Origin of the sequence: Pseudoalteromonas sp. SWXJ133 (assembly GCF_015864365.1) — a bacterium.
GTDB lineage: Bacteria > Pseudomonadota > Gammaproteobacteria > Enterobacterales > Alteromonadaceae > Pseudoalteromonas > Pseudoalteromonas arctica.
In genome coordinates this window covers 155036-177852 of record NZ_JADYXJ010000005.1, presented here as the reverse complement: position 1 = coordinate 177852, position 22817 = coordinate 155036, and the positions used below count along the sequence as shown (strand labels likewise).

17 protein-coding genes are annotated in these 22817 nt (G+C 39.0%); 11 read left to right on the top strand and 6 right to left on the bottom strand.

Going from position 1 to position 22817, the window contains the following annotated elements:
* Positions 1-138: 138 nt before the first annotated feature.
* The gene (locus I6F40_RS05805) at positions 139-624 is read left to right on the top strand and encodes a hypothetical protein (RefSeq protein WP_165742304.1); all 486 of its coding nucleotides are present in this window, start codon (positions 139-141) and stop codon (positions 622-624) included.
* A 41-nt stretch (positions 625-665) separates the two neighbouring features.
* Here the strand turns inward: I6F40_RS05805 and I6F40_RS05800 are convergent, their stop codons facing one another.
* Positions 666-1871 (bottom strand): anhydro-N-acetylmuramic acid kinase, encoded by a 1206-nt coding sequence (locus I6F40_RS05800; RefSeq protein WP_197192636.1) that lies wholly within the window; start codon positions 1869-1871, stop codon positions 666-668.
* Between the two features lie 149 nt (positions 1872-2020).
* On the opposite strand from I6F40_RS05800, the gene I6F40_RS05795 reads away from it, so the two are divergent.
* From I6F40_RS05795 to I6F40_RS05780, 4 genes are all read left to right on the top strand, one after another.
* Positions 2021-2527: a GNAT family N-acetyltransferase gene (locus I6F40_RS05795; RefSeq protein ID WP_197192635.1), complete on the top strand. Its 507-nt coding sequence runs from the start codon at positions 2021-2023 to the stop codon at positions 2525-2527.
* Positions 2528-2706: 179 nt separating this feature from the next.
* A complete protein-coding gene (locus I6F40_RS05790) occupies positions 2707-3735 on the top strand; it encodes an NADP-dependent oxidoreductase (RefSeq protein WP_197192634.1) in 1029 nt (342 codons plus the stop codon).
* Between the two features lie 50 nt (positions 3736-3785).
* Positions 3786-4403, top strand: coding sequence for a glutathione S-transferase family protein (locus tag I6F40_RS05785; protein ID WP_010554991.1), 618 nt, complete (start codon positions 3786-3788; stop codon positions 4401-4403).
* 239 nt (positions 4404-4642) lie between these two features.
* Positions 4643-6262, top strand: a complete 1620-nt coding sequence (locus I6F40_RS05780) for a methyl-accepting chemotaxis protein (protein ID WP_166377565.1) — start codon at positions 4643-4645, stop codon at positions 6260-6262.
* Between the two features lie 68 nt (positions 6263-6330).
* On the opposite strand, the gene I6F40_RS05775 is transcribed toward I6F40_RS05780, so the two are convergent.
* Together I6F40_RS05775 and I6F40_RS05770 are read right to left on the bottom strand one after the other, a co-directional pair.
* On the bottom strand, positions 6331-6639 hold the full coding sequence (locus tag I6F40_RS05775; protein ID WP_197192633.1) for a YkgJ family cysteine cluster protein: 309 nt from the start codon (positions 6637-6639) through the stop codon (positions 6331-6333).
* A 45-nt stretch (positions 6640-6684) separates the two neighbouring features.
* The gene (locus tag I6F40_RS05770; RefSeq protein ID WP_197192632.1) at positions 6685-8613 is read right to left on the bottom strand and encodes a RecQ family ATP-dependent DNA helicase; all 1929 of its coding nucleotides are present in this window, start codon (positions 8611-8613) and stop codon (positions 6685-6687) included.
* A gap of 274 nt (positions 8614-8887) precedes the next feature.
* On the opposite strand from I6F40_RS05770, the gene I6F40_RS05765 reads away from it, so the two are divergent.
* From I6F40_RS05765 to I6F40_RS05755, 3 genes are all read left to right on the top strand, one after another.
* Positions 8888-10192, top strand: a complete 1305-nt coding sequence (locus tag I6F40_RS05765; RefSeq protein WP_165741260.1) for an NAD(P)/FAD-dependent oxidoreductase — start codon at positions 8888-8890, stop codon at positions 10190-10192.
* Positions 10193-10323: 131 nt separating this feature from the next.
* Positions 10324-12420 carry a cupric reductase gene (locus tag I6F40_RS05760; protein WP_197192631.1) on the top strand — a complete coding sequence of 699 codons (2097 nt, stop codon included), beginning with the start codon at positions 10324-10326 and terminating at the stop codon, positions 12418-12420.
* Positions 12421-12530: 110 nt separating this feature from the next.
* A complete protein-coding gene (locus tag I6F40_RS05755) occupies positions 12531-14030 on the top strand; it encodes a phospholipase effector Tle1 domain-containing protein (protein ID WP_197192630.1) in 1500 nt (499 codons plus the stop codon).
* Positions 14031-14753: 723 nt separating this feature from the next.
* Here I6F40_RS05755 and I6F40_RS05750 read toward each other — a convergent pair.
* Both I6F40_RS05750 and I6F40_RS05745 read right to left on the bottom strand, forming a co-directional pair.
* Positions 14754-15887, bottom strand: a complete 1134-nt coding sequence (locus tag I6F40_RS05750; RefSeq protein WP_197192629.1) for a DUF1570 domain-containing protein — start codon at positions 15885-15887, stop codon at positions 14754-14756.
* 2 nt (positions 15888-15889) lie between these two features.
* Positions 15890-16375: a hypothetical protein gene (locus I6F40_RS05745; RefSeq protein WP_197192628.1), complete on the bottom strand. Its 486-nt coding sequence runs from the start codon at positions 16373-16375 to the stop codon at positions 15890-15892.
* A 1058-nt stretch (positions 16376-17433) separates the two neighbouring features.
* Here I6F40_RS05745 and I6F40_RS05740 point away from each other — a divergent pair.
* The 3 genes from I6F40_RS05740 to I6F40_RS05730 are packed head-to-tail and all read left to right on the top strand — an operon-like array spanning position 17434 to position 20472.
* Positions 17434-17598 carry a hypothetical protein gene (locus I6F40_RS05740; protein ID WP_197192627.1) on the top strand — a complete coding sequence of 55 codons (165 nt, stop codon included), beginning with the start codon at positions 17434-17436 and terminating at the stop codon, positions 17596-17598.
* Positions 17599-18435, top strand: a complete 837-nt coding sequence (locus tag I6F40_RS05735) for a DUF6997 domain-containing protein (RefSeq protein WP_197192626.1) — start codon at positions 17599-17601, stop codon at positions 18433-18435.
* Positions 18436-18438: 3 nt separating this feature from the next.
* Positions 18439-20472: a DNA phosphorothioation-associated putative methyltransferase gene (locus I6F40_RS05730; protein WP_197192625.1), complete on the top strand. Its 2034-nt coding sequence runs from the start codon at positions 18439-18441 to the stop codon at positions 20470-20472.
* On the opposite strand, the gene I6F40_RS05725 is transcribed toward I6F40_RS05730, so the two are convergent.
* Entirely contained in the window at positions 20473-22809 is a 2337-nt protein-coding gene (locus tag I6F40_RS05725; protein ID WP_197192624.1) for a DUF262 domain-containing HNH endonuclease family protein, read from the bottom strand.
* Positions 22810-22817 lie beyond the last annotated feature (8 nt).

Genomic DNA, 22817 nt, shown 5'->3' with positions numbered 1-22817 from the left:
ATATTAGAAGTGCAAAGATCCTCTTTGATCAAACCACTCAATAATTGTACTAATTAGTGCAATTAGTCATAAATCTGTAACTTTGATCCGCGATAATCTCTATCCGATAAATGAATAAACTCAAGAAGATTAAGTAAGATGAGTACACCCTTAGTGCAACTAACATTTGCACAGCAATCGTTTGATGATTCTATGTCTGCGGCGATGAGCCACGCTATGGAATATGAAAAGCTGTCACTAAAAGCCAGTGCTGCGCATAACATTACGCTGCAATGTGTGTTGCCTGATGGCGCAAATGAGAGCGATGTTATTTCACTAAGTGCTACGCAGCCCAGTGCGCGTGGGGCGCAGTATTTTACTGAAAAAACGCTGAGCAATGCAGACCTTGAATCTGGTACTGTAAACCTTACTTTAAGTAACATTACACAAAGCCAATGTTTTGTAGTGCAAATGATGCTGCACGGAAAAAACACGACCTTAAAAGAAAGCCAACAACTCGATGTGTACATTAAAGCATTTGAGCAAGGCTATATTCCTGAACACATAACAACTGAACATGCTAAGCCTCAGGGCGTTCGTAGCTACTTTGCGAGTATGGGTTCTACGTTTTTATCGCTGTTTTAGTGCTGGCTGCACTTAAATTACGCGACGCGACCTATAAGTTATTAATCTGCAAAACTTACTTTACCCATAGTAACTCCCGCAATACCTTGTGCAGTATTACTTAGGTGTTGCTGCTCTCCTGCTAGGCATTCGTTTGCTAAAATAGCAAATAGTACAGCCTCTTTTGCGTCGGGGTTTATACCTAAATCGTCGGTGTTTTTAAAAGCCTTAATACGTGGGCAAAGCGCTGTAAGTTGCGCCATTAGCAACGGGTTATGAATACCGCCACCACTTGCATACACCACACAATTTTGTGCGCGCTCTGCACACTCGTTTAATGCATTTGCTATAACGGTTGCAGTAAAGGTATTTAAGGTGGCCATTACATCTTCATGGCTTAAATGGTGAGTATTTGTAACCTGCTGTGCAGCATTTAAATACGCTAAGTTAAATACCTCAGGCCCTGTGGTTTTAGGCATTGGGAGTTTAAAAAATGCGTTATTACACAATGCATTCAATAATGGTGTATTTATCTTGCCTGCTTTTGCTATTTTTGCGCCATCGTCATAATGCATATCTTTAAAATGTTGCTGTACGTAGGCATCCATAATGGTATTACCGGGGCCAATATCGGCGCTAAACACACCGTTTGCATCACCATTTTTGGGTAAAAACGTTAAGTTAGCAATGCCGCCCATATTTAGCAAAATCCGACTCTCAGCAGCGCTCGAAAAATACAAATAATCGCCATACACAGCCAGTGGTGCGCCCTCGCCTCCTGCGGCTATGTGTTTTTGTCTAAAATCACCAATGGTTGTAATACCCGTAGTAACGGCTATTTGGTCACTATCGCCAATTTGTAAGGTGCCATTAGTAAAGCTTTTGTGGTTATGCTGCGACTGCGGGCAGTGATAAATGGTTTGCCCGTGGCTTGCTATTACATCAATACTTGCAGGGGTTATATTCCACTTAGCTAAGCACTGGTTAACCATATTGCCATGGAGTTTACCTACCCACGGGTGCAGTAAAGTAACAAGCTCTAAATCGCATTCTCGCTTAGCAAATACCTGCTTTATTTTAGTTTTATAATCGTCGTTGTAATCAACAGTAGTAAAATTTAAAACCTCAATGTGTGTATTTAAGCCCGCTCCCGTTACTTTACACAGTGCAACATCAAGCCCGTCCAACGAGGTACCGCTCATTAAACCAATAATTAAACGGCTTGGTTTTTGGGCGCTGTTATAAAGCGCTTTAATGTGAGGGTGCATAATGGCATCTAAAATAGGTGTAATATTTTGCTTATATTAGAGGACTTTAAAACAAAGTAATAGCCGTAAACCGTTTAATTTAGGTTCTGATTGTTTAACGTTAAAATGATTGTTAAGTTAGTGTGCATACTAAAAATTTATGAAAAAATATGATCACCCTCAGAGAGTTTAAAGCCCAAGACGCGCCTTTTATTATTAGCACCTTAAATGATGAACAGGTAACGCGTTATTTATCGTCAAAAATTCCGTTTCCGTATACGCAAGCCGATGCTGATTGGTGGATAAACCAAGGCTCAAAAAACGGCGTAATTGATGCAACAGTTAAAGCCATTGAGGTAAATGGGCAATTTGCGGGCTGTATTGGTGTAACTCCCGGCGAATTTGAATACAGCCACAGTGGCGAAATTGGTTATTGGCTAAATAAAGCCTATTGGGGGCAAGGCATTATTACTCGCGCTATTGAACTTATATGCGAAGAAGCGTTTGCGCAATCTAACCTAAATAGAATTTTTGGCGCTGTGTTTGCTGGTAATACCGGCTCTATGAAAGCACTTATTAAAAGTGGCTTTGAGCAAGAGGCTGTGCTTAAACAGGCCATTTATAAAAACGGGGTATTTTACAACAATCATATATTTAGTAAGCTCAAAGCAGACTAATTACTCTAATTAAATCTGCGCAAAGCTTGAATTATCAACCACCCGCCCAAAACTCCTTTATTAAGGTACGCATTGTACATATTCATACTGCTTAGCCGCGCATTATTGTTTAGCTGATCACGATTTTTAAAGCGTAAACATTCGGTAAGTAGTTTATTTATATTAATAGGAGATCTTTTATGTCTACGACTAGTCGCCAACTTACTCTTGAATCACGCCCTAATGGCGCTCCAACAGATGAAAACTTTAAATTAAAAACGGTAGAGCTTCCTGCATTAAAAGACGGCGAAGTTTTACTACGCACTATTTACCTATCGCTAGACCCGTATATGCGTGGTCGTATGAGCGATGCTAAGTCGTACGCTGACCCTGTTAATATTGGCGATGTAATGGTTGGCGCAACAGTGTGCCAAGTAGAAGAGTCTAAAAACGATAAGTTTAGCGAGGGCGAGTGGGTACTTGCCTACACAGGTTGGCAAGATTACGCCATTACCAATGGCGAAGGCTTAATGCAGTTAGGTAAAGAGCCTGCAAACCCTTCGTACGCATTAGGTATTATGGGTATGCCTGGCTTTACCGCTTACATGGGTTTACTTGATATTGGCGCACCAAAAGAAGGTGAAACAGTTGTAGTTGCAGCAGCAACAGGCCCGGTGGGCGCAACGGTTGGTCAAATAGCTAAAATTAAAGGCTGTAAAGTAGTGGGTGTTGCTGGTGGTAGTGAAAAATGCGCACATGCTGTTGAAAAGCTAGGTTTTGATGCCTGTATTGATCACAAAGCAGATGACTTTGAAGAACAGCTAGAAAAAGCCTGTGATAAAGGCATTGATGTTTACTACGAAAATGTGGGCGGTAAAGTATTCGACGCCGTATTACCACTACTAAATACCGCAGCACGAGTACCACTGTGTGGTTTAGTATCGCAATATAACGCAACTAGCTTGCCAGAAGGCCCAGACCGTTTAGGCATGCTAATGGGTCAATTGCTTACTAAGCGTATTAAAATGCAAGGCTTTATCATTTTTGATGACTACGGCGACCGTTACGACGAGTTTGCACAAGATATGCAAAAATGGCTGCAAGACGGAAAAATTCAATACCGTGAGCACATGGTAGAAGGCATCGAAAATACATTAGACGCGTTCAACGATATGATATGCGGTAAAAACTTTGGTAAAACTGTGGTTAAAATTAATAACCCACTTTAATTTTAAACGGCTTGTAAGGCCAAGTCCTTACAAGCCAAAAAAGGACTGACATGATCAAACTACACCATTTAAATAAATCACGTTCTAAACGCGTAATTTGGCTTTTAGAAGAGCTAAATGTTGACTACGAAATTGTGGCTTATCAGCGTAATAAAGACACATTTTTAGCCCCTGACGAATTAAAGCATATTCATCAACTTGGTAAGTCACCGGTAATTGAAGATGGCGGTTTAATTATTGCTGAATCAGGCGCTATTACCGATTACCTTATTACTAAATACGGCAATGGTAAATTTGCTCCAAAAGTAGATACCGCTGAATATGTTGACTACCAGCAATGGCTGCACTTTGCAGAAAGCTCAGCAATTTTACCGCTTTTACTTAAAATGTTTGTACTAAAAGACGGCGCTAAAACGCAGTTTTTAGAAGGCTATGCTGACGCTGAAACAGCTAAAGTAATTAGCTACTTTAACGACCGCCTTGAAGGTAAACGTTATTTAGTGGGCGATACCCTAACGGGCGCTGATTTTATGATGTCGTTTATTGTTGAAATAGTTAAAAACTCAGGTCAATTAGCGCACTTTAAAAACCTCGTTAAATACGACGAGCAATTACAAAGTCATGAGAAGTTTCATACAGCTAATGAGCTAGAAGCAAAGTACGACTAACTACTTTTATATAATCTTTTTGTATAATCTTTTTATACAACATCAAGGGGCATTTAGCCCCTTTTTTAATGCCTGAAAAACACTCCTCATTAAAGTTACGCTTGTAAACTAAATTAACAAACAATCCCTTATTGCTAATAAAACTTTAATTAATAAGGCATAATGCTGCTATTGTTTTAGAATAATCACTAATAATACAAGCTGCTCTTGCGCGTATTGACTCACACTTGGGATCAACCATGACCATAAACATGCGTTTAACGACCGGCTTTGGCGTAATTTTATCAATGATGCTTATTTTAACCATTATTGGCATTTCGCGCGTTAGCCTCATTAATAATAACATTACCCACATGACCGACGTAAATTCGGTAAAGCAACGTTACGCAATTAACTTTAGAGGCAGCGTACACGACAGAGCGATAGCCGTGCGCGATGTAGTGCTAATTACCGATCAAAGCAGTTTAAGCTCCGTGTTAAAGAGCATAAAAGAGCTAAACGCATTTTACCAAACGTCAAGCCGGTCTATGGCCGAGCTAATAGGTAATATGAATAATGAAGAGCGCGCTCTAATTAATAAAATAAATCAAATAGAGCAGCGCACTCAACCTTTCATTCAAGGTGTAATAAACGCTAAAAATGCAGGAAACCTAAACGAAGCTGAGCGCATTTTATTAACCGATGCGCGCCCTGCGTTTACCCAGTGGCTAAATGTTATAAACCAATTTATAAACCTTCAAGAGCAAGCAAATCAAACCACCACTATTGATACTCTCGATATTGCCAGCTCGTTTAAAATTTGGATGATTTCGCTCACCGCACTTGCCTTTTTAATAGGCATAAGCGTTGCGTATGTTATTAGCCAACTGATCAGAAATTCAGTAGGTGGCGAACCACAAGAGGCTGCTGAAGTAATTGCCCTTATTGCGCAAGGCGACTTAAGAGGTGATGTACAGTCGTGTTGCCCAAATAGCATGATGGCTTCTGTAGGGGTGATGCAATCTAAATTAAAAACCATTGTAGATAGCATTATTAACTCATCTGAAGAGCTTTCTACGCACTCTGCAAGCGTAGCATCTGGCTCGCAGCAAGCACTTAGTGCCGCTGACGCACAAGTAACTTATACAAACTCTGCAGTAAGCAGCCTAGAAGAAATGAGCCGCAGTATTCATGCCGTAGCCGACTCAGTTAGGCAAACAGAAGATAACTCAAAAATAACCGCACAATTATCGCAGCAAGGTAGTATTGCTGTGCAAAAAGTAGCGGCCGAAATTGAGCAAATCTCAGTAACTGTAAAAGCGACGGTTACCCAAGTAAACGTGCTGCAAGAACATGTAAAACACATTGGCGATATTTTAAGTGTGATCCGCAGTATTTCTGATCAAACAAACTTGCTTGCACTAAATGCAGCAATAGAAGCTGCAAGAGCAGGCGAAACAGGCCGAGGGTTTGCTGTTGTTGCTGACGAGGTAAGACAACTTGCCCAGCGTACTGGTGATGCAACAGGCGATATTGAAAAGATGATTTTGCAAGTACAAGAAAACACGCAAGCGTCGGTAACAGCTATGGAAACCACAGTACCACAAGTAGAAAATGGCTTAACGCTTACTCACGAAGCAAACGAGCTACTGCATCAAATACAGCAACAAGCTAATGACTCATTAAGTAACGTGCTTGAAATTGTTGAATCAACATCAAACCAAGTAGCCACCGTGGCGCAAATTAGTACTGGCGTAGAAGAAATTGCCAGTATGTCCAAAGAAACCAGCATGTCGCTTAACAGTAACGCACAAGAAGCCGTTGCATTAGCTGACCTTTCAAACACACTTAAAAAGTATATTAGCTACTTTAAAGTTTAATTTTTATAGTAAGTAATAAACAAAGGGGCTTTTAAGCCCCTTTGTTTATGTACTTTAATAATAGCGGACTATATACCTGCTAAATCGCGCTCGGTAATACACTCGTCTGAGGCCATTTCAAACTCGCGACATACTAATGGGCGGTTTTCGTAAATAGAGCACATAAGCGTATTGCGGTCGAGTGCTTGGCACCAACCGTCGTCAGCGCGTTTCATTACTTCACTGCCCCATTTATCGTATTCTATATAGTTAAAAGGCACGCCGGTGTCGGTTACTATGCGCACTTCTAATTGGCAACAACAGGCTTGGCAGTTAGCACACGTAACGGGCTCTGCGGTAGTAGCAATATTTTCAACGGGGATAACAATTTGAGGCATAGTGGCTTACTTTTTTGAATAAGCCACTAGGATACAGTAACTAATTTAACGCGCTAGTAGTTTTGCTTTAATATCGCTGTAACGCATTTGCTCGCACAGCGCAAAACCACTCAGCTGGCGCACTTTATTACGCGCAAATAACGGCACACTCATCCCTGCTAAAAAGCGGCATTGGGTTTCAATACCCACATTATGATTACCCTTGCCTGCCATATGCGCTAAAAACTCATCTACCTTTTGATAAATAAGTTGCTCGTCAATATATGCAGGCTCTATAGAATATTCAAGCTTAACCGCATGGCCTCTACACACACTACAATGCCCACATTGCTCAGGTGCATTTTGATCGTCAAAATAGCGCGCTAAGTTATAGCTTAAGCAACTTTGTAGCTCAAAAAAGCGTACCAGTGCAGCAATACGTTTAATTTCGGCCTGTTCTTTATCGGTAAAGTAGTCATGAAGTTGCTGGGCAAGTTCTGGGTTATTTATAACCTCTCCATGCACTTTGTATACTTGGGTAATACGTTTGGTTTCGAGCGTTATTAGGTTTTTTTCGGCTAGGTAGTCAAGAGCAGCCACTACGCGTTTGCGATCAACCTGCGCGGCTTGCGTAAGGGAGTCAAAATTTAGCGTGCCCCATATTTTTTTAAAATCGGTATGGCTAAATATTTGCGTTAAAAATGCTTGGCGTTGCTCATCAAAATGACCAAGTAGCTCGTTTTTATCAACCAAAAATTTGTATTTAAAATCGGCGTAGTAAGCATATTGTGGCGTTATTGCGCCTTGCATTTCAAGCTGTACTAACAAGGTTTTAAGGGCTAGTTGCCTAATATTACTTTCGCTTGAAAGGCTGTATTCTTGCATTTCCCATTGCTGGTCGCTTTGGCGAATATCGTTAATTACGTATTCAATCCCGCTAAGCTCAGGGGTGTCGCCATATACAAAGTTTTCTACCGTATTTAGGCCGTCTAGGTTAGCAAGCGTGTAGCAGTTTGATGGATCGCCATCGCGCCCTGCTCGGCCAATTTCTTGGCTGTAGTTTTCTATCGATTTAGGTAAGTCGTAATGTATAACAAAGCGAATATCCGATTTATCAACGCCCATACCAAAGGCTATGGTTGCCACTACAACGTTAATTTTACCGCCCATAAAGTCATCTTGAATTTGCCAGCGTAGCGTATCTTCAAGCCCTGCATGGTAAGCAACGGCATGCACACCTTGCGCACTTAGCACATTAGCAACTTGCTCAGCGCTTTGCTGTAGCGTTACATACACAATACCAGGGCCACTTTGCGCGCGTACAATGTTGGCAAGCTCGGTGTTTTTATCGGCGGTTTTAACGCTCAGCACGCTTAAATCTAAATTAGCGCGGTAAAAGCCCGTTTGCACAATGCACTCAGGCGCAATAGCAAAGCGCTCTGCCATATCGCGTTTTACTTTTTTAGTGGCCGTTGCAGTAAGTAACAACACTAAAGGAATATTAAGCTCTTCGCGGTAACGCGGCAGTTTAAGGTAGTCGGGTCTAAAGTTATGGCCCCATTCTGATATACAGTGCGCTTCGTCTACCACTAACATCGAAAGCGCCACTTGGCTTATAAACTCTCTAAAACGCTCGTTTTTAAAGCGCTCAACCGACACCATTAATACTTTAATTTTACCGTTTCGCACATCATTCATTACGGTGCTGCTTTGCATTTGATCTTGGCTCGAATCAAGGCTGGCAGCATAAATACCTTTGCTATTTAAAAAGCTAATTTGATCTTTCATCAATGCAAGTAAAGGCGAAACCACTAAGGTTAAATTTGGTAAATGCAACGCAGTTAATTGATAGCACAACGATTTACCCGAGCCGGTCGGAAATATAGCCAACGACGATTGACCATTTAAAAGCTGCTCTATAGTTTGTTGTTGCCCTGTTCTAAACTGGCTAAAACCAAAGTGCTGCTCAAGTGATTGAATTAGTGGCGTGGTCATAAATGTCCTTTTGATGGCTAAACAATAGTCATGCTTATAAAAATGCGGTGTAGATAAAATATTTGCAACTCGGTGTGTATGAAATATTTGCAACTCAGTATACAACAAATAACATTATTTATTGCTGACATCGGTTTTATTTAGGCGCAAACTAGGCACCCATAAAATGAGTAGTAACTACTTGTTGCCAAAATAATTTATTGATACCCAAGTCACCTTAAAAAACTAATAAAAATACAGATCACTTGGGTATATTATTTTTAAGGGCAACGTTATGAGTATTACAATACCTAAAATCGTCGTTATTGGCGGTGGTGCTGGCGGATTAGAACTTGCAACCCAACTGGGGCATAAGCTAGGGAAAAAAAAACAAGCAGATATACTGTTAATAGACAAAAACCGTACCCACATATGGAAGCCGTTACTGCACGAAGTAGCGACAGGCTCTATTGACCCTGATTTAGATGGCGTTGTGTATTCAGCCCATGCCGCAAAACATCATTATCGTTTTCAACTTGGTACCTTTTGCAATATAGACCAAAGCAATAAAACAATTACCCTCTCCCCATTAAACGACGAGTTAGGCCACACTATTTTACCTGGGCGTACAGTTCGTTACGATCACCTTGTTATTGCCATCGGCAGCGTAAGTAACGACTTTAATACCCCTGGTATAAAAGAGCACTGCTACTTTTTAGATTCAAGCCAACAAGCAGAGCGCTTTCAGCACTCATTACTAGATAGCTTTACGCGCCTTCATCAAGACGACAACCAACAGCAATCACTTAATATTGCCATTGTAGGCGGCGGTGCTACGGGTGTTGAACTCTCAGCTGAGCTTTACCATGTGTCTGAGCTATTAAAGCTTTATGGCTTAACAAATATGTCGTCTAAGCGTTTGCATATTCATTTAATTGAAGCCGGCCCGCGTATTTTACCTGCATTACCAGAGCGTATTGCCGTAAGTGCCAAACGCGAGCTATTAAAGCTTGGCGTAAACGTGCGCGAACAAACGCAAGTAAAAGAAGGCACCGCACAAGGCTTTATAACCAAAGATGAAGAACACATTGATGCCGATATAATGGTGTGGGCGGCAGGCGTAAAAGCACCTGATTTTATTAAAGACTTAGGTATTTTTGAGCTTACTCGTAGCAACCAAATTCAAGTAAACGAGTTTTTACAAAGCACCGTTGACGAAAGCATTTTTGTATTAGGCGATTGCTGCGCATTTACCCAAGCCGACGGCAAGCAAGTACCACCACGCGCACAATCGGCGCATCAAATGGCGTTATGCGTCGAAAAAAATCTCATCGCCACGTTAAAGCAGCAACCACTACGCGGCTTTAAATACAGCGACCATGGCTCGCTAGTTAACTTATCGAGCTACAGCACGGTAGGTAACTTAATGGGCAACCTAACCAGCAATACCTTTTTTATTGAAGGTAAAATTGCCCGCTTTATGTATATATCTTTATATCGTATGCACCAACGCGCCATACACGGTAGCGCAAAAACCTTTGCATTATGGATAAGCGAAAAAGTACTGCGAGTAGTGCGCCCTAAAATGAAATTGCATTAAAAGCAAACTGAATTAGCAGCCTATAAAATGGCTTTAATAAATTAATACTTTATTAAAGCCTCTTACACTATTAGTATCTAAAATAGTACCATGTGGATAATTGAAATAGTGAACCTAAAGGATTAACGTTTATGAAAAAAGGACCCCTGGCGCTTATTGCCATTGCTACGGTTGTATTGGCAACTTATATATTTATAGCTCAATCCAGCTCACCAGTAGTAAAGCAAAATTTAAAACCTGCCTCAAATATAGTTCAGCCCAAAATAAAACAACAAAAGCAGATCGTTCAAGCATCCCCACAACAGAAAGTAGTAAAACTAAAACACGAAATTAGCCTTTGTAAAAATAAATCGGCTGATAAAGCATACAAAATAAATGAAATAAACCAATCGCTTACTTTATTTTTTAAAAATGAACTCAACAAAGGTACTTCTGTCGCCGACCTATTAATGTATTCAGGTTTGTATGAGGCATCTTATCAGTCATATACAACGCTACTTAAAGAAGCGATTAAAGATAAACAAAAAAAAGACTATAAAATAATTGAAAGCATAGCTATTTTAGCTGACTGGCAAGGCATTGAAGCTATTCAAAATTTCACCACTGATAAAGTAAAAGAGATGGTGCAGCAGTTAGGTTCGGCTACCCAAAGCCCTGCTGGTTTAACATTTAACGTTCCACTTGATGAAAATGTAAAAAAAGAAACCCTCTATGCACTATTAAACAATTCCGACACGTTTACCACTTATTTGCAGTCGTTTATTCGTATTGAAGGTAGTAATGTTATCTCTCCCGCCACGCTACTTATGCTCAATGCAAATAAACTTTCAATTGACGAATTTGAGCATGTAATCGTAGTAAATCAATTTACGGTAAATGAACTCGCAGTAGCTATAAATAACGGTCTACCTAATGAGTATATTTTTGCGTTAATGAAGCAAGTACCTTCACTTAATGATATGCCTATTTATGACAATTTTACCGTTTTATATAACTTAGCCGATTTAGCTATTAGCCAATTTAATTTACCCTTAGTAAAAGCATTAAAACAAGCAGGAGTCTCGCCAACCAATAAAGCAGGCCTATTTACAGCGTTAGATATTGCCATAATTAATTTACCTAAAAACGGAAACTTAACTTTAGAAGATTTAGATAAAAGTAAGACTGATATGCTGGATTACTTAATCGCCGAAGGATATAAAGCCCATGGTGAGTTTAATTATAAAAATTCATCAGATAAGACTCTACTTTTTGAAAACAAATTTAAATATCAACAAGGTACTTTTATTAGTGAGCAAACAAATCCTTTAAGTTACCTCTACTTTAGCCAAATATCTATAATTGAAAACTCTATGCTGCCTAGAGTAACTGAGCCAGATAACTCTGAAATATCTCAATTTTTACTAGAGCTACAACATAAAAAAGAAGATCTAGATTCAGCCTCAAGCAATTGTAATCAATTAACAGAAAAGCTGTTTGCAGCCCAAAAGCTCATACGAGATAGTGATGCTTACGACAAAGTGCGCAAAATTGAAAAAGAGTATGGCAGTAACTTTGAAGACGTATTACAAAATATAGACCCTGTTTTAGTTAATTATTGGTGGAACACTCTTGCCCGCCGTACCTCTTCAGATAGAAGCGATAGTGTATTTCGTGAGTATTTAGCTAAAAAAGAATTTCAAAAAGCACATGAATACAGCCAGACAACTCCACTAAATCAAACAGAGACAAACGTGCTATTTATTAGGTTACTTAAGAATCCATATGACTTAGTGCCTATTTGGAATAGTCGAACGCTACCTATCCCTCCAACAGAGTTGGTTAGACTAAGCTGGATTCCGCTTAGTCAATGGCAAGAACTTGCACAACTTGGTTTTGATTTTTCGATTACCGATATACATGGACGCGACGTTTATACACAAGCTGCGTCGTCTTCTGTCGAAGCAGTCCAATTTCTAATTGATAACAAAATACCGACTGTTCCCAGTAAACTTGGCGTAGATATACTCGACTTAGCGCTAGAACAAAGCTACACCAAAGGTGAGTTAAGCCCAATGGTTCCTTTAGCTTTGCAGCTTGTTGAAAAATTTGAACCAAACCACTTTTCTCGCGTTGCCCGATTAAAAATATTTTACCCTGAAGTTTATCAGCAGTTGGTACAACTTAACTCTGCGCTTAAACCATTAGAGGAAACAACGTTAAATAGCTATACTTTTTATAATCACTGATCTTCATAGCAGGCGAGCCATAAATTAGCTCGTCATTACCTGATGAATATTGTCTTTAATTTTTAACATTGTCTGTGTAGAGTATTTAAAACAACTAAGGGAATTGGGTTATGACGGGTAAAACGCTAATTTTTAACTTTGACGGCACAGGAAACGAGCCCCGTGACGCAGAACAGTTTAGCTCAGATCATTTTAAAGAAGACTCTAATATTACCAACATTTTAAAATTGCATTTGCTGCTTGGCGGTAAATTAGAAGACTCCCCAATTACTCCATTTTTAAACCAACTCAGTTTTTATTATCAAGGTATTGGTACCAAAGGCAGCCGCCTTAAACGTATTTTAAACCAAACCCTTGCACCTCGCGGTGACGACGTAGCCAGTATTTTAAATCAAGCGTTAAGCGACTTTAAAGCTCACTATCAGTTAGGCGATACCATACTGCTAACAGGTTTTAGCCGAGGCGCTGCACTTGCAAGGCGTTTTGCCAAAATCCTAGAACCTTTAATTGCTGATAATGTTTACATATGTGTGTTTGATACCGTCGCCTCTATTGGCTTATCAAAAGTAAGTAAAGCCACACGCGGCGCAGAGCACGTTATTTTTGAAAACCACACCATTGCCAACAACATTACTCAGGCGCTGCACTGCGTAGCCCTTGACGAAAAACGCCGCGCCTTTGAACCCACACTCATGAACCATCAAAACAATATTACTGAGCTATGGTTTGCAGGTGCGCATTCAGACATTGGCGGCGGTTACTACCGCGATGGTCTAGCCGATATTAGCTTGCGCTATGCACTTGAGTGGTTAATAGAACAACCGCTTAATATATCGTTACTCACTAGCCACGACATAGATTACGAAACCCTACTCCCCGATAGCAACTTAGTAGCACAAGATGACGTAACCGTAACACCCGATCCGCTTGCATTAAGTCATCAGCAAAATTACTTTTGGTTTAACCCGTTTTTTAAATTAGTAGATAGAGAGTGCTATGTATTAATTGATGACCAAGCCAGCAAACTTGAGCCTTTAGTGCACTACAGCGTAGCCGAACGTATTAATAAACTAACCAGCTATCGCCCAGAATCGCTTAAAAAACTGCATTACAAAATTAGCTACAACGACAACACCACGCTTAGCTTTATTGGTTTAAGCCAACATATAGAACTGGCTAATCAAAACATGAGTGTGCTGAGTATTAACCAAAGCCAAGATATAGTGGTATTTGCCTCTGAGCAATACAACGCAACCGGCCTCATGCTAGAGCAAGGCGCTACGTATCGCTTTACCCCATACCCAAATCAATACTGGTTTGACGATGGCATAAAGTGCACGCCATTAGGCTGGAACCGCGACAACGTACAGCTTGGCGTAAAAGAAATCCCAATGGCTGTACTTGAACCATTTAGACGATTTCCTCGCGCGCAATGGTTTTCACTCATTGGTGCTATTAATAAAAACGACGACCACCTATTCGAAATAGCCAACGGCGCCGATATTAAAATAGATAAATCAGGCGAGTTTTGCCCATTTGCAAACGACCTAAGCCGCTTTTATGGCGCTAATGCGGGTAAAATAAAAGTGAAAGTAACGCGGTTGGAATAGTAGATTGCACAGTATTTTAGATTGTAGGTGCGATTTTACATCGCGCAAAAGCGAAGCGTTTAAATTGTAGGCGGGAGTTTACCTCGCGCTTTGGCTTTATAAAAACACCATGCGAGGTATAAAACCTCACCTACAATAATTCAAACACCACACTCAACAAACCCGTAGGTGCGATTTTACATCGCGCTTAGCTCTTATAAAAACACCCGCGAGGTATAAAACCTCACCTACAACAATTCAAACACCCCAATCAACGCTACAAAGCTCACCCAAACACCTGTAGGCGCTCAGCTTGCTCGCGCGAAAAGCGAAGCTTTTAAATTGTAGGCGCGATTTTACATCGCGCTTTGCCCTCTAGTAACTAGATCATTACCCCAATCAACTCTACAAAGCTCACCTAAACACCTATTCGCCTCACATGGTGAGGCGAATAACAATTTATTTGCCTCATGCAATGAGGCGAATAGCAGAGTTAATTGCCTCATTACTTTTAAGCGCTACATAGAACAATAATTCACTTTTCTGTGGTAAAAAATGTATTTATAAGCGAGGTATAAAACCTCACCTACATCATTGCAAACACAACTTTCAACAAAAGCGTAGGTGCGATTTTATATCGCGCTTTGGCTTTTAAATTAGGCCAAGCTAAACACCTGTAGGCGCTCAGCTTGCTCGCGCGAAAAGCTGTAGGCGGGAGTTTACCTTGCACTTTTGGTTTGTAATTTAAAATATATGCGCTTTTAAAGGCTTTTTTAACCGCTTAGAATATTCACGATTAAGATTAGGAAATTGCTTATATATTATTGTTTTTAATTGCTTTTCAGATAATTTATTACAGAGAAATTCTTGCTCAGCAAGCATTATATTCTTAAGTAATGCTCTCCCTGCTTGCGTATCCATTAAGAAGTAAATTGCAGCCCAACTGCTTGCATACAGCTTACTGTTATCACCTTTTTTCCACGAGTCATCTAAACCCACTAACGAATCAATTGAAAATACACTTTTAGTAATATTGTTACTTTTCGTCCATGAACTATTCGACTCAACAATAGCTGTTTGCATATTACTTTTAGTAAGCTCAAAGTATTCAGCAAATCCCTCATTAAACCATCTAGGGGTGTAGCCTAAAACCGCTTTATTAATGGCATGCACTGCCTCATGTACCGCAGTTCGCATTGCACTGTGTGCATTTTTATAATGAATAAAAGCAGAATTACTCGCGTGAAAATACATACCCGCAGTGTTTGCAGGGTCAGCACTGCGTTGCTTAATTGCGGCCTCATAAGCGCGGCGCGTAGGCAGTACCGTTAAATTAAGCTTTACCTTTTTAAGTGCGTGCACGCCAATAATCTGTCCATATACTTTAAATACAGTATTGAGTTTTATGCGTAACGCTTGGTTAAATGACGAAGGTAAATTAGGCGTATTTAAAGTGAGGTCAAAGTAATCTAACGGTTCAATAAAACCAGGATCGTAAGTTGCTACCGCAAAATCCGGTTTTTTGTCACTAAAATGCGGCACACCGTCACTGTCTGTCCACGTAAATATATCGCCATTACGTTTATATTTAACCTTACCCAACGATACATCCACGCAGCGCGTATTGTTAGCTTGCGATAAATGATTATCGGCAGATACTGATGCATTTTGTAAAGTTGCCGAGCTTATATTTTTGAGCTGTTTAGTTGCTAGCGGTTCAGTAGCTATCTGTGACGATAAACTACTATAAATTCGTTTAACCTCGCCTATAGGATCATGATAATTAAATACCCGCCCAGTAAAATGATTAGCAATGAGCGCCGATGCAATTAGCAGCACAAAAAATACAAACACCACGCGTAATTTTGTTTTAAACATATTTATGGGCGCCCTTGCCACTGTGCTTCAAATAACTCTTTTTGTTTACCCCGATACTCGCTACACCATACAAAGTCGTCCGACTCCATCCCTTTTTTGCGGCAACGTTTAGGCAATTTATAAAATTTTGACCAAGCATCAAGCTTAGCGGTATCTTTATAGCTATCGCTGTGCAAAGACATGTTTGATACTTTTTGATTGAGTAACCAATTGCTATTAGGCGTACGAGTTGGGTTAGAAGAAGTAGCCTGATAAGCGTTACCACTCTTTTTAGGCTTACTGCAGTGATTAGCAAGTAAGGTAAATAGCGTTTTATCGCGTGCAGTTAAACGCTCACCTTCTTTATTACTGTAGCCACTTCTAAATTGAGAGCGAATAGCTTCGCGCTGCTTTTTAATGCTATCGCATTGGGCTTGTGTGTAAGCCTCACCAGCTTGAGGAAAAGTTGTAAATACGCTAATAAATACCAGTAAAATCCATTTGATCATTATTCATTCCCTGAATTAAAACTTTAAAAGAGTGTACCTATAAATGTGAAAAAACACATCAACATTACTAATCCAAAAAGCAAAAATTAAAGCTATGGGTGGGAGTTCACCTTGTGCTTGGTTTTTACAAAGCACCCGCGAGGTATAAAACCTCACCTACAATAATTAAACCACCGCACTCAACAAAAGCGTAAGTGCGATTTTACATCGCGCTTTCTCTTTAGCAACTAGCTCTTTAGTAACTAGCTCATAATCCCAATTAACGCTATAAAGCTCACCCAAACACCTGTAGGCGCTCAGCTTGCTCGCGCGAAAAGCGTAGCTTTTAAAATAATTTACTTAATATCACATTGGCGATGGCAACCAAGGGGCGGTCTTCTTCAAATAAGCTCTGCTGCTAATAATTCATCCCTGAAGCCGGGTTCCTGTCAGCATCCATGCTTCCACTTCCTCAAGCTGCAAAGCTACGCTTTGATCATTCGTCACCCACGGCGCCCCTCAATTTCACTTATCTTTAAACACTAAATTAATATGAACGTAAACGCGATGAAAGCACATCCATGTGCAAGCATCGCTTTCCTCGCCTCCATGCGAGGTAATTACTCATTAATTATGTGTTTTCAGGTGAAGTTGAAGGGGGGAATTGTCTTAGCACCAGCCTTAAAATTTGCTGTAGGCGCTCAGCTTGCTCGCGCGAAAAGCCGTAGGCGGGAGTTTACCTCGCGCTTTTGGTTCTTAATTTCAAAATAATTGACTTAATATCGCATTGGCGATGGCAACCAAGGGGCGGATACCGCCGACCGCCCCTTGGAACCCCGCGGCGCCCCGAGGATCACACTATTTCCTCAATTTAAATTAATGATATGAACGTAACCAGCGTAGATAGGCCATCCATGGCCAAGCTACGCTTTTAACAGCATCCATGCTGTTAATTACTCATCATTCATTTAATTTCGGGTGTGATCACGGGGGATGTATTAACTGTCGCGTTTAAGCTAAATTTGTCGATGTACTTAGAGTTAGGTATATTAAATTTATACATAATTTGAGTAACTTAAATGGCTAACCAAAAACAACAAGGAGAGTGGTTTTCAAGCAAAGAAACGATGAAGCTCTTAAAAATATCAGACTGTGAGTTAATGCATCGTCGGGAACGTGGCGAGCTTAAGTTTGAAAAACGCGGACGTGCGTACTTTTATTATTTTGAAATCAAGGATGAATAAGTGATATTTCACGATTTACTACAAAAAATGCAAGCCAAAGAACAAAAAGTTTCTTTTCCTCAAAGCTTTCAAAAATATGTAAGTACCAATAATTTAAAGGCAAACACAGCAGCATCAATATCTATAGATTCGATAAAAAAGCTGCCAAAAACTTTACGAGATTGTAATACGATGGTACTTAGGCTTGGCTCTCGCTTAGGCGATAATCAAACTTATTTTTCACTTGTAAAATCAAATGATGTAAACGATTTCTTTTTTAATGACCAAGCTCTGTTTGGCCAATTGCAACCAGAGCTATTCTTACCAAACGTATCAATAAGAAGCTTATTTGCATTTCAGCTCCTGCCTAAAGTCACTGAAACCTCCGTTGTTAATCTAGCTATAGCATCCGGTCTAATGGCTGAAGCACTTAACTTAAAAGATGACAAAACTATAGTAGTGCCAGCAACGGGGCAAAGTACATTCACGTTTAACTTTAAGCCACTCACTAACGAAGACGTTGCCCTTGAGCATATAAATGGCCAAGTTGAAATCGATGCTGTCTTTGTTGCTAAGCGAGACGGTAAAGAACACTTATTTGTGATAGAAGCAAAACATGGCGATAAGTTTGATTCACTAGCAAAACACAAATTGCTTTACCCTAGTTTAAGCTTATTGCAAAAACTTCCTTCATCTATGCCTATAGTTCCCGTTTACTTAAGAAGTATAAAAACAGAAAATGGTATCAACTTTTATATTGCTGAGTGTCCTTGCATTGTAAATCAACAAGATGAACTATATAGTTTGGATACATTAAGCCCCTGTAAAGTGCAGGCACTACATTTAGCAAATTATTAAACTATGAACGCAGAGCAATTTAAGCAGCTTGTAAAAAAAGTAAAAATAGCAAAAAAGCTACCTGATGCAATTTATTTCCATAAAGATGCATTTGCTGATGCACCTGTCGATTTAGTTAAATTTATTAAAGTTGTTGCGCAAGCTTTAAAGGTTGATGAATCCGATTTCGACTTAATCAAGCTGTTTAAAAGTGACTTTAGGCTATCACTGTTAAGCTACCCAACCTTTTATGAAGATTCATACCCTGCGCTTAAACAAAGCGTAACTGTAGATCTAGCAAAACTTAGTCATAGAATAACTAAATACAATAACAGCGAAAATCCACCTATTTTGCACCGAAAAGAAACCATGGTTTCGCCAGCTAGTAAGTATTACCAATTATTTTGTGACCTAACTGCTGAAGGTGAACAAGCAGGATTATACGAAAACACGCGTATGATCGGTTTTAAAGGCTCATGGGAACGTTTAATTACTAAAAAAGGATATGAGCTAGTTGATGGTCGTTTATTTCGAAGCTCCGCCGTACAAAGCCCTAATGACGATAAAACAATAGATCGACATTTAACGGCCATTGTACGACATGAACTTTCGGCTCCTCTAAAAACACTCGCTAAAAATGGCTTTTTGAGCGGCGACTATTCAATATTTGATTACGGGTGCGGCAGAGGCGACGACTTGCGCGAACTCGAAGCCCATGGAATAGATGCATTAGGTTGGGATTTAAACTACCGCCCGGATACTGATAAAGTTATTTCTGACATTGTTAATATTGGTTTTGTAATTAATGTAATAGAAGACAGAGATGAGCGAATAGAAGCATTAATTGGTGCATGGGAGCTTTCAAAAAAGTTACTTGTTGTGTCGGCAATGTTAGGCAACGAAACGCTAATAAGCCAGTTTCAACCATACAAAGATGGCGTAATTACGAGTCGTAACACCTTTCAAAAATACTACACGCAAGCAGAGCTTAAAGCATTTATAGAAATGAGCGTTGACGAAAACGCCATTGCTGTTGCTCCTGGTATTTATTACATATTTAAAGATAAGCAGCTCGAACAACACTTTTTACAAAATCGCCATAAACGCGCTTATAAATGGCAGCACCTAACAGCGCCAGAACCTGTTAATGAAGAACAAGCGAGAATTTTATTTACTCAGCACCAGCAACTTTTTGAATCGTTTTGGCTCACATGCTTAACGCTTGGCCGCTGCCCAGCTAACAATGAATTTGCGCAAAGTGAGAAAGTAAAAGAGGTAATCGGCTCTAATAAAAAAGCGCTGCAACTCGTATTAAAGTGGTTTGAAGAAGACGAACTAAAAACAGCAGAAACAATGCGTAAAGAAGATTTACTGCTTTACTTTGCACTTGCTATGTTTGAAAAGCGTAAACCTTACGCACAACAGCCAGAAGACTTAAAGCGTGACATAAAAGCATTCTTCGACACTTACAAAATAGCGCAGCACCAGGCCACTGAACTGCTTTTTCAAATAGCAGACAGTGCATTAATTGAATCACTGTGCCTAGAAGCAGAGAAAATATTACCCGCGAGTAAAGTCGACTTTGAAAATAGGCTACCACACTCTCTAACGCTTCATAAGGATTTTATAACCCTGCTACCTTTAATACTTCGCGTTTATATAGGCGCAGCACTGCAAATGTACGGTGAGCTTGATGATATCCAGCTTATTAAAATTCACATACATTCAGGTAAAGTGACACTGCTCGGTTATGAAGGGTTTTATGATTCACCTCTTCCACAACTTAGAGAACGAGTTAAAATCAAGATGGCAGATCAGGACGTTGATTTTTTTGATTACATTCTTGAGGAAAAGCGCCCACTACTTCTTAATAAAATTGACTATATTGATGATACGTTTAAAGATTATAAAAAACAAAAGGCGTTTAATAAACGCCTTTATAAAGAGTTAGCAAAAGCAGGTGATCTGAATATATCTAGGCTTCAACTTGAAGTCTTTTTGCATAAAAAAAATGTAAAAATCAATAAATATAAACTAGTTAGCTTAGAAACTAATTAATTACTTTAGCCACTGAATTATATTATCCCAAACTAAACCATAAATATTCTCAGATCTTTTGCTTACAAAGTCGTTAGTCCAATCATCAACTTGAGAGACAGCTTCCACATGCGACATATACTTAGAGCCTATAGCAATAGATCCTGTAGAAAAAGATAACTCTATAGACTTAGTTTTTGCTAAATCAATTAGTTCATTCCTTTTATCCTCAGTTTTACAACACAGAAGTCTCAAAATTAACTTTTTCTCTTCCCATGTTCTGTTCCCTAATGAGCTATTTATATACTGAGGAAGTAGTAATAGGTTACCAATAACATGTTCACTACTAATCTCAGATAAGCAATCAGACCAACCTTTCGGCTTTGACTGAGGATATATATGCTCTATTGTTTTAAAATATTCCCATTTTTCTGAGTTAAAATTAGGAGCCGAACCTGAAACGCCTTTTTCAACAAGTCCATTATATTGACTTGAACACACAACATCATCACTCGCAATAAGAAGCATAAAACGTGTTAAAGCTTTATTGTTTTTAAACGTTTGAATATTTTTTGCTCTAGAAATATAAGTATCTCGGCTAATAGGCCCTTTAAATTTATCATTGAGTTTGAGATATAAAGCTTGTTGTAAATCTTTTACACTTGGTAAATCAACAATATCTTTATTCATCGAAAAACATATAGGTTTACATATCAAAGTGCCATCCTGCGTATGACCATTTTTCATTAAGTCTCTATAAGCATTATCAATACCATCAGTACCGTGCCTTGTAGATCTCCATAGAACAAAAAATGCAGTTACAGCCTGAACAATGCTGACAAATTTATTAAAATCTTCCTCAGTCTTATTTGAGGAATTATATTCGGAAAAATATCTTACAAAAATTCCTAAAGTAATACTGTGGTTAGCATCTCGCAACATCCCTAAACATAGCTCTAACTCTTTACTTTCAAACCCATTGAAACACTTTAAATTAGGAAAATCTTGCTTTTTTTCTGGCCAACATTGTTTTAAAAAAATAGATGTTTCATACATACTTTTTACAAAATTATGTTTGCTCACGACACTATCTAAACTATCAAAAGCTTTGTTTAGAAATCGTCGTTGGTCTGATAGATGCTTAGATAGGGAATCACCTTCTAAAGCTAGCCTAAATGGCTTAAGCAGCCTAGTTGTTGCATTCTGCTTGTCTTCTGCTTTTTTATATTTATCTAAAGTTTCATCAATATTATTAATATAAGTTCTTTCTTGCGAATTTTCATAAGCTTTAACTCCAACTAAGTCGATCACTTTGGGCTTAAATGTTTCAAATGCAGTTAATGGCTCGCCTGTAGTATTTAAAGCCTCAAACATATCAAATGCATAGGTTTCGTTGGTAGCAACTACACTTGTAACAGCTACTCTGTCTAGATAAAAATTAACTAAAATAAATAAGCGAATGATTTTATGAAATTTACTTTTTTCACCCTCGGTAATGTTCTCAACAGATGCTAGGATAGTTTTTGGTACTATTTTATCTAAAAGACGAATTTGTATTTCATCATTAGAAAGAATATCTTCTATTGCTGGGAAGCGATAAGTGTCATCTCCTCCTTTATTTATTATCAAATCTATTTTTTTACTTAATGAATTAACATTATCAATCACTCTTTCATGCTTAGCTAAATTCTCCTTAGGAATATGCTTTGGTATTTCATAATTAAGTACTCCTCTCGGCTTAAGTTGGAGATCTGAGTGAATATAAGTTAGGAAATTAAATAAATAACTAGCAATTGGAGAATCATATTGTGCTGTCTCAGAGTCTGTTGACCATTGGTCCGCATAAGATCTAGTTACTTTAGGATAATAACGATATTTTTCATCACTAGAAAAACGATCAATTTCCAAAACTTGTCTTAAACGATTTAATATTGGATTTACAGTATTTTGTATCCAAGAATTCAGCTCCATAGAAGTTGAACTTATTTCATACTGTAATGCGACAAGCTTTTGATAATAACACGTAGCAAGTAAAGAGAGAGTTGTAAGCCTTTGCTGGCCATCAATAACGGACATAACTTCTGACGGTAGCTCACCATGTATATATGGTTTTATAGTTTTGTGGTCTGTATCCAAAATTGAAATGATAGTACCAATAAAAGTAATAGCATCTTCATGCTCATATAAAGAACATATCCCACCGCAAATATCTTCAAATAATCTCGCTATATTGTTTTCATCCCATGAATACTCCCTCTGGTAGGCTGGTATATAAAATCCAACTGTTCCTTTTGATAGGAATAATTCGAATACACTTTTTGGATCAGCTGTGAAAACTTTATCTAACTGGCTGGCCATATTTTTCC

Excerpts from the sequence above, each read along its gene's own strand:
- I6F40_RS05730 (WP_197192625.1), top strand. The coding sequence starts at position 18,439 with ATGAACGCAGAGCAATTTAAGCAGCTTGTAAAAAAAGTAAAAATAGCA.
- I6F40_RS05790 (WP_197192634.1), top strand. The coding sequence starts at position 2,707 with ATGTCTACGACTAGTCGCCAACTTACTCTTGAATCACGCCCTAATGGC.
- I6F40_RS05780 (WP_166377565.1), top strand. The coding sequence starts at position 4,643 with ATGACCATAAACATGCGTTTAACGACCGGCTTTGGCGTAATTTTATCA.
- I6F40_RS05750 (WP_197192629.1), bottom strand. The coding sequence starts at position 15,887 with ATGTTTAAAACAAAATTACGCGTGGTGTTTGTATTTTTTGTGCTGCTA.
- I6F40_RS05775 (WP_197192633.1), bottom strand. The coding sequence starts at position 6,639 with ATGCCTCAAATTGTTATCCCCGTTGAAAATATTGCTACTACCGCAGAG.
- I6F40_RS05740 (WP_197192627.1), top strand. The coding sequence starts at position 17,434 with ATGGCTAACCAAAAACAACAAGGAGAGTGGTTTTCAAGCAAAGAAACG.
- I6F40_RS05800 (WP_197192636.1), bottom strand. The coding sequence starts at position 1,871 with ATGCACCCTCACATTAAAGCGCTTTATAACAGCGCCCAAAAACCAAGC.
- I6F40_RS05760 (WP_197192631.1), top strand. The coding sequence starts at position 10,324 with ATGAAAAAAGGACCCCTGGCGCTTATTGCCATTGCTACGGTTGTATTG.
- I6F40_RS05765 (WP_165741260.1), top strand. The coding sequence starts at position 8,888 with ATGAGTATTACAATACCTAAAATCGTCGTTATTGGCGGTGGTGCTGGC.
- I6F40_RS05805 (WP_165742304.1), top strand. The coding sequence starts at position 139 with ATGAGTACACCCTTAGTGCAACTAACATTTGCACAGCAATCGTTTGAT.
- I6F40_RS05770 (WP_197192632.1), bottom strand. The coding sequence starts at position 8,613 with ATGACCACGCCACTAATTCAATCACTTGAGCAGCACTTTGGTTTTAGC.
- I6F40_RS05795 (WP_197192635.1), top strand. The coding sequence starts at position 2,021 with ATGATCACCCTCAGAGAGTTTAAAGCCCAAGACGCGCCTTTTATTATT.
- I6F40_RS05745 (WP_197192628.1), bottom strand. The coding sequence starts at position 16,375 with ATGATCAAATGGATTTTACTGGTATTTATTAGCGTATTTACAACTTTT.
- I6F40_RS05785 (WP_010554991.1), top strand. The coding sequence starts at position 3,786 with ATGATCAAACTACACCATTTAAATAAATCACGTTCTAAACGCGTAATT.
- I6F40_RS05755 (WP_197192630.1), top strand. The coding sequence starts at position 12,531 with ATGACGGGTAAAACGCTAATTTTTAACTTTGACGGCACAGGAAACGAG.
- I6F40_RS05725 (WP_197192624.1), bottom strand. The coding sequence starts at position 22,809 with ATGGCCAGCCAGTTAGATAAAGTTTTCACAGCTGATCCAAAAAGTGTA.